The sequence below is a fragment of the Streptomyces sp. McG3 genome, assembly GCF_018619185.1.
Lineage (GTDB): Bacteria > Actinomycetota > Actinomycetes > Streptomycetales > Streptomycetaceae > Streptomyces.
This window is the reverse complement of the sequence record NZ_JAAXYC010000381.1, coordinates 1-6,515: the sequence shown is the minus strand read 5'-3', so window position 1 is coordinate 6,515 and position 6,515 is coordinate 1. Positions and strand designations below refer to the sequence as shown.

Sequence of the window (6,515 nt, the reverse complement as noted above, 5' to 3'; positions counted from 1 at the left end):
GGGAGGGGTGAGGGGTTGCTGGTCATGCCTCCACGGTGACGACTAGTGGCGTAGCGTGACCAGAGGTGACGCGCCGTCGTGAGGTGGTTGTACGCGGCGACGCGCGGTGTGTACGCACGTGGGACTGGCGGTGGCGAGAATGGCGCAGGACGACGAGGCGGGCGGCACGGGGAGCGCGACGGGCCCGGAGCCCGGAGCGCGGCCCGAGGACGAGCCGGGGTCCGGGGTCATGCTCGCGTTCGGGCGGCAGTTGAAGCTCTTGCGGATGCGGGCGGGGCTGGACCGGACGGAGTTCGGCAACCGGGTGGGTTACGCGGCCCAGTCGGTGGCCTCCTTCGAGCAGGGCCGGCGGATCCCGCAGCCGGGGTTCATCGACCAGGCGGACCCCGTGCTGGACGCCGGGGGGTTGCTGCTGGCGCTGAAGGAGGAGGTGGCGCGGGCGCAGTATCCGGCGTTCTTCCGGGATGCGGCGAGGTTGGAGGCGAAGGCGGTGGCGCTGTGTGTGTATGCCCTCTACGCCGCTCCCGGGCTGCTGCAAACAGCGGACTATGCCCGAGCGGGCTTTCGCATGGAGCGGCCATTGCTGGACGACGAGGCGGTCGAGCAGGGCGTCTCGGCTCGACTGGCCAGGCAGGAGGTCTACGACCGCCGCCCCGCCCCGTTGCTGAGCTTCATCCTGGACGAGGGGGTACTCCGCAGGCCGATCGGCGGTAAGGCGGTCCTTCGGGCCCATTTGGAGCAGATCACTCGCATTGGCGAGAAGCGCAATGTCGAGGTACAGGTCATGCCGTTAGACCGAGAGGATCATGCTGCGTTGGGCGGCCCCTTCACTCTGATCGACAACGTCCAGGGGCGGCGCATTGCCTATGCTGAGGTGCAAGGTGAGAGCCGTCTCTACACGGTCCGAACCATGGTGCGTGACCTTGAAGCCCGCTATGGCATCATCCGGTCTCAGGCACTCACTCCACGTGAGTCCTTGAAGTTCATCAGGAAGCTACTGGGAGAGCTATGACCGTCCAACGTTCCGTGTCGGCCCTACCTGAGTTGGCGTGGACCAAGAGCAGTCACAGCACGGGCAATGGCGGCGAATGTGTTGAGGTCGCCTCCTCCAACATGCAGGTGCACGTGCGGGATTCAAAGCAGCTCAGTGGTCCTGTCCTCACTGTGGGCCCTGGTGCTTGGAATGGACTCGTTGGCTTCGTGACGGACTGAGGCCACGTACGTGGGGCCTCACCGTAACGCCCGTACGGCGCGCGGTGGGGCCCTCCCGCGTAAGGGCGACTACTTGTCAACGCACGCGTCGCGGCAGATCATCCGCCAGGCCGCCCGGCGCGCGCTGCGGTCCAGGTTGGACCGGAAGCTCTTGTCGAGTCCCCAGTTGGTCTCGTCGCCGAAGACGGCCGCCGCCGGGCCTTGAGGTCTCAGTGGCCTTCCGGCTCGAACCAGGCAGCCTTGACCGCGCGGATGGCTTGTTCTGTCACGCATTGTTGAGATCGACTACTGCGGGCCTCAAGATGGTTGGGGCAACATTAAATAGGGGGGGGCACACAGTGCTGCGGAGCGATGACGGACCGACCATTGGTGCGTCATGAGGCAGCGCCTGCAACTCGCGCTTCAGGTGATGCTGGTACTGGTCGCGAGTCTGCTCGGTATCGTCACGAATTACGCCACTGGCGTTGACGAAGCTCCGTGGCTGTTGAAGGCCATCCAGCAGGCGTCCGTTCCCGCCATCGGTTTGCTGGTCGTCGCGATGGTAGTGGGCCAGGTTGTTGTGTACCGGCTGGAGAATCCGGCGCTGCCGCGGGTCGACTGGCCGCGTGACCGAGTTCCCTACCCCGGCCTGGATGCCTTCGCGGAGGACGAGGCGGCCGCGTATTTCGGCCGGGATGTCCTGGCGACCGAGTTGACGCGCAGGCTGCACACTTCGCCGGATAGTCCGACCGACCGGTTCCTGGTGCTTGTCGGCGCATCCGGAAGCGGAAAGTCCTCATTGGTCAGGGCTGGAGTGATGCCCCGGTTACGGGATCGTCGATGGACGCTGGTGCCAGCGTTCTCCCCGGGGACGAATCCGCTGGGTGCAATGGCCGCGGCCATCGCGTCCGCAGGTGGAGAGCAAGAATCCGCGAGTGCGGTCCTACGCAGGCTGCGGCAGGGCCCGGCCGCGCTGCGGGCCGAACTGACCCGCCTGCGCGCCGGTCGGTTCCGGCGTGTGCTGCTGGTGGTTGACCAGTTCGAAGAGGTCATCACCCTGGCCGGTGATCGGGAGCGTGCCCAGTTCCTCGACGCACTTCGCCTCTGCGTGGAGCAGGACTCGAGTGTCCGCGTACTGGCCACCCTGCGGGTGGACTTCCTCGGCCGGCTCCTGGCCACGGGACACGCTGATATCTGCCAGCGCCCCGTCACCGTCGGCGCACTCGGAAGGACCCAGTTCGCGCAGGTCGTTGAACGCCCCGCCGCACTGGTGGACCTCTCCTTCGCACCGGGGGTCGTCGACACCATCGTCGACGACGTCGGCACGGATGACGCCCTGCCGCTGCTTGCCTACCTCCTTCAGGAGATCTACTTCGCCTCCGGCCCCGGCGGGATGGTCACCGAAGAGCTGTACCGTGACCTCGGAGGCGTGGCGGGCGCCCTCGCACGGCAGGCGGACCACACGGTGTCCGAACTGGATCAGGTCGGCGGGAGCGCATTCGTCCTGCGCGTCCTCCTCATGTTCGTCACGGTCCAGGGACAGGAAGTGGCCCGAAAGCGTGTCCCCCTGTCCGCGCTCACCGAGCAAGAACGGCGCGTCGTCGACGCCTTCGTCGATGCGCGTCTGCTGGTGTCAGACGTGGCCGGCGGTGGAACCACCGGCCAGCAGGCGCCATACGCCCAGGTGACGCACGAGGCGCTGTTTCGCCAGTGGGCTCCGCTGCGCCAGGAGGTCGAGTCCCGCGCGGAACAACTGCGTGAGCGCGCCGAACTGGAGCGGTGGGCCGAGGACTGGGAACGTTCCGGTCGAAGCGTCGACTACCTTCTCACCGGGGAGCGGCTCACCCTGGCCCAGCGCAGGCTCACCGCGCTGGAGGAATCCGGCATCGCCCCTGAGCCGGTCCGCGTGCTCGTGCAGTCCTCGCAACTACGCGATCTAGCCTTCCTCCGCCGCGTGTCCGACAGCATCGGCCAGTACGCGATGGGCAGCGCCGAATCGCATCCGGAGCGGGCCGTACTCCTGTCCCTGGCAGCCCTCGGTGAATGCACGCCCACACCTTCGGCCCGCCGCGGCCTCATGGCGGCGCTCGCGGCGAGCCATATGCGTACACGAGTGGACGTGCACACGGACACCGTCCGCCACATCGCCTGGGCCCCGGACGGCCGGCGACTGGCCACCGCGTCGCGCGACGGCAGCGCCCGCGTGCTGGACGCCCGGTCCGGACAGTCGCTGCTCGTCCTGCCGTCCGACGGAGCGATGGTCGAGTCGGTCGCATGGTCGCCGGATTGCGCATACGTCGCGACCGCTGGGCGAGAACGCGTCGTACGCATTTGGGACGCCGTTTCGGGCGAGCCAGTTCGGTTGCTGACAGGCCCTACAGACATCGTGAGACAGGTGGCCTGGTCGCCCGATGGGCGGTATGTCGCAGCCAGTTCGAAGGACTGTGTTGTACGCGTATGGGAGGCCGGGACAGGGATCCTCGCGCAGGACCTGGAGGGGCACAGGAATGATGTCTGGGGCGTCACCTGGTCTCCCGACAGTACGCGACTCGCCTCGGCATCGCACGACCAGACGGCCCGCGTGTGGGACCTTGCCGCAGGCACGACCACCGTGGTCCTGGAAGGACATACGGACTTCGTCGAAGGTGTCGCCTGGTCACCGGACGGCCTTTCGATCGCCACAGGGTCGGGTGACCACACGGCCCGCATCTGGGACGCCGGGACCGGTGCACTGCGGCTGCTGCTGCGCGGTCACACCGACTACGTGTGGAACCTGGCCTGGTCCCCGGACGGCAGTGCCCTCGCCTCCGCGTCCTCGGACCACACCGTGCGCCTTGTCAGCGCCCATGACGCTAAGGTGCTGGTCGTGCTGCGGGGCCACAGTGACACGGTCTGGGGCGTGACCTGGTCGCCCTCCGGCACCCAGCTCGCCACGAGTTCGACCGACGGTTCGGCGATCGTGTGGGACCTACGGCCACGAGGAGCGGAGGTCGTCGCGGTCGACGGCCACCGCGGCCCGGTGAACCAGGCATCCTGGTCCGCCGACGAACTACGGATCGCCACCGCCTGCGACGACGCGACCGTGCGCCACTGGTCCTCCCGCGACGGGGCCCCAGCAGGGGAACCGCTGAGGTTCGACGACCGGGTCTGGAGTGTGGCGTGGTCCCCGATCCCCCGAGACGGCAGGCTCGCGCTCAGTACGAACGACGGCCTCTTTCGCATCCTGGACGAGGCCGGCTCGGTGCTGGTCGAACAGACGGGAGAGGTCGTCGAATCGTGCGCTTGGTCACCGGACGGCCGCCGTATCGCCACTGGCGGACACGACAGCACTGTACGTGTACGAGAGGCGGACACCGGAACCGAACTCGCCACGCTCACCGGCCACCAGGACTGGGTGGGACGCATCGCCTGGTCGCCCGGCGGGCGATTCCTTGCCAGCGCATCGGACGACCGTACCTGCCGCCTCTGGGACGTCGCGGAGAGCCGGCAGCTTACCGTCCTGCGAGGCCACGACAATTACGTCGACGACGTGACCTGGTCCCCGGACGAACAGCGGATCGCCACCGCCTCCGGCGACTGGACGGTGGCGGTGTGGGAGGCCAATACGGGCCGCCGTCTCGATGTGCTCAAGGGCCACGAGGGACGGGTCCGTTGCGTGGCCTGGTCTTCCGACGGCCGCTTCATCGCCAGCGGCTCGGACGACCGGACAGTACGTGTCTGGCGCGCCGACACGTTCGAGGAGTTCGCAGTCGTAGGCGTCCATCAGGACAAGGTGTCCTCGGTCGCCTGGTCTCGCGACAGCACCTTGCTGCTCACCGCATCCTTCGACGGAACCGCTCGCATCTGGCACGCCGCCCCCGACTACGACCAGCTCGAAGCCCACGCCCGAGGGCGCGTCTTCCGGACCCTCGACGAGGACGAACGACGACGACACCTGCTGCCCATGGCGGGGGAGTAGCCGGACCGTCGACTCAGTACCGCTCTTCCACCGTCCGATCGTCGGTGCTGACGAGGTAGTCATCCGGATCGAGGCCCATCTCCTTGCGGGCGGGCGAGGCCCAGTACATCGCGTTGCGCTCCGCGAACGTCTCCGGGCCGTCGTATGAGACCAGCCATACGAACTGGTTGCGCTCGCGGTCGACCCAGGCCCCACCGATTGTGAACCCCAACTCCAGCCGCAGTGGCACGATGTCGGTCTTCCACCTTGCCGCCCACTCGTCCAGCAGGCCGTCGCGGACGATATAGGTGCGGAGTTGGGTGGTCTTGGCCATGAGGGGGTGTCCTCCCTGGATCGGCAAGATGTCGGGTGTCCCCCTGGGCGGGGTGTCACGTGGAAGCCATGCCCTTCACCACCTGGCGCCGGGCACAGTTGATCCCAAGCATAGGTCCTTGAGCTAATTCCAACTTGTCCGCAATGTGTGTTAGTTGGGCGGCGCTGCAACACGATGAAGCTCCTGGTAGGAGATGTCACGACCAAGATCCACCATGCCCCACCAGGAGCTTCGCGCTTCTTGTCTACCCGTCGTCGATTGGTCTGTCCAGCCGCACCTCGGAGTACCTGAGCGCTTGGCTGCGTGCCCGGCCGGAGGCGGGAGATCGGGGCGCGCTGGCGGCGTCTGCCCGCAGGCCGTCACGCGTCACCGTGAGGTTGGAAAAGGTTCCGTGAACGGAAGGATGACCTTTCCGTAGTCGGACTGCTTGTCGTCGCCGCGCAGGAGGTCGGCGACGGACCAGGCGTGGTTCGCCAGCTCCGTCTGAGTGCTGCTGTTCAAGGGGTTCCCCGGATTCCTTTCGGACTCCCGCCCTATCGGGACGGGGGCGTACAACTGTGGTCGGTACGTGACATTCGTGGTGTCGATTCATGCCGGAGCGTCGGACACGTGCGTAGGCGTGCCGGCCTTCGACGGGCCGCCCGCCCTCCGGCGGCAATCCGGCCAGCAGCGGACGGGTCAACGTCAACAAGGGGGAGATCTTCAAGTCCACCGGCCGCCAGGACCGGAAGAAGACCGGCTGAGCACACCCACCAGCTCCGCCAACGCCGCCGCCAGCGCGTCGAGCCCCGGTCCCGCCGGACCGCCCGGCTCGCTCATGTATGTGTCGCGGCGGATCTCGATCATCAGCGCGGTGACCCGACGGTCCGTTCCGTAGTGCCGGAGGGGGACGTACGTACCCGCGAACGGGGTGTCGTGTCCGAGACCGTCGTGACCGACCAGGCCCCCGAACGCAGCCTCCGCCGCCGCGAGAAGCTCCGGCGGGGTGTGGAACGGGTCGGTTCCCAGGCAGACGGGCGGGCGGGGGCCGGTGCCGTGGGGTTCGTAGGGGCT

At 67.6% G+C, this 6,515-nt stretch carries 5 protein-coding genes and 1 pseudogene; 3 read left to right on the top strand and 3 right to left on the bottom strand.

Annotation, left to right across the window (positions count from 1 at the left end; translation table 11 throughout):
- Positions 1-139: 139 nt before the first annotated feature.
- From HET64_RS34780 to HET64_RS34770, 3 genes are all read left to right on the top strand, one after another.
- The gene (locus tag HET64_RS34780) at positions 140-1,012 is read left to right on the top strand and encodes a helix-turn-helix transcriptional regulator (RefSeq protein WP_215111238.1); all 873 of its coding nucleotides are present in this window, start codon (positions 140-142) and stop codon (positions 1,010-1,012) included.
- Positions 1,009-1,212, top strand: coding sequence for a DUF397 domain-containing protein (locus HET64_RS34775; protein ID WP_215111237.1), 204 nt, complete (start codon positions 1,009-1,011; stop codon positions 1,210-1,212). The genes HET64_RS34780 and HET64_RS34775 overlap by 4 nt, the downstream gene beginning before the upstream one ends.
- 376 nt (positions 1,213-1,588) lie before the next feature.
- On the top strand, positions 1,589-5,149 hold the full coding sequence (locus HET64_RS34770) for an AAA family ATPase (protein ID WP_251146298.1): 3,561 nt from the start codon (positions 1,589-1,591) through the stop codon (positions 5,147-5,149).
- A gap of 13 nt (positions 5,150-5,162) precedes the next feature.
- Here the strand turns inward: HET64_RS34770 and HET64_RS34765 are convergent, their stop codons facing one another.
- From HET64_RS34765 to HET64_RS34755, 3 genes and pseudogenes are all read right to left on the bottom strand, one after another.
- Positions 5,163-5,462, bottom strand: a complete 300-nt coding sequence (locus tag HET64_RS34765) for an NIPSNAP family protein (protein ID WP_215111236.1) — start codon at positions 5,460-5,462, stop codon at positions 5,163-5,165.
- Between the two features lie 390 nt (positions 5,463-5,852).
- Positions 5,853-5,963 (bottom strand): annotated as a pseudogene (locus HET64_RS34760) (type I restriction-modification system subunit M N-terminal domain-containing protein); the annotation flags it as partial.
- A gap of 201 nt (positions 5,964-6,164) precedes the next feature.
- The coding region (locus tag HET64_RS34755) for an N-formylglutamate amidohydrolase (RefSeq protein ID WP_215111235.1) at positions 6,165-6,515 on the bottom strand (351 nt) is incomplete at its 5' end.